The sequence below is a fragment of the Allobosea sp. 01N443 genome, from assembly GCF_056399325.1.
On sequence record NZ_JBFTRC010000427.1, the window covers coordinates 1 to 557 of the forward strand.

The 557-nt window shown below is 29.4% G+C and carries 1 protein-coding gene; it reads right to left on the reverse strand.

The window, feature by feature from the left end; genetic code table 11:
• The coding region (locus AC1DRP_RS36820; protein WP_476771175.1) for a protein rep at positions 1–525 on the reverse strand (525 nt) is incomplete at its 3' end.
• Positions 526–557: the final 32 nt, after the last annotated feature.

Genomic DNA, 557 nt, shown 5'->3' on the forward strand with positions numbered 1-557 from the left:
ATCTTTACCAGAATACTTAGCCATTTCATATAACTCTTTATTGTTATTTTGTCTTATTTTTTGAACTTGAACTTGTGTAATTTCTGAAATTCCCGTTACGTCACGCCATAATTCAAGCCATTCTTTTTGGCTAATATAATATCTTTTATCTGTAAAATATGACTTATTTACTGCAATTAAAACATGAAAATGCGGGTTATAGTCATCACGTTCTTTATTGTAAGTAATTTCTAATTTTCTTACATAACCTTTCGTAGCAGAAATTACTTTTTTACGCTTAAACATCTTTTGAAAAGAGTGATTATAAGCTTTAATTTCACTTTCTAAATGCTCAGCTGTAACATTTGGCGTGGTAAGTGTTAAAAAGATGAATTGTTTATCTTCTTTTTGCTTAATATATTGCATCATCAATGATAAACCTAACGCATCTTTTCTCGCTTTTCGCCATGCACATACAGGACAAAATCGATTTTTACATAAATTAGATTTATGCAATTTCTGTTTCTCTAATGTTTTATCTGCCACAAAACTCAAGAATGTATTGCACTCCCTTATCA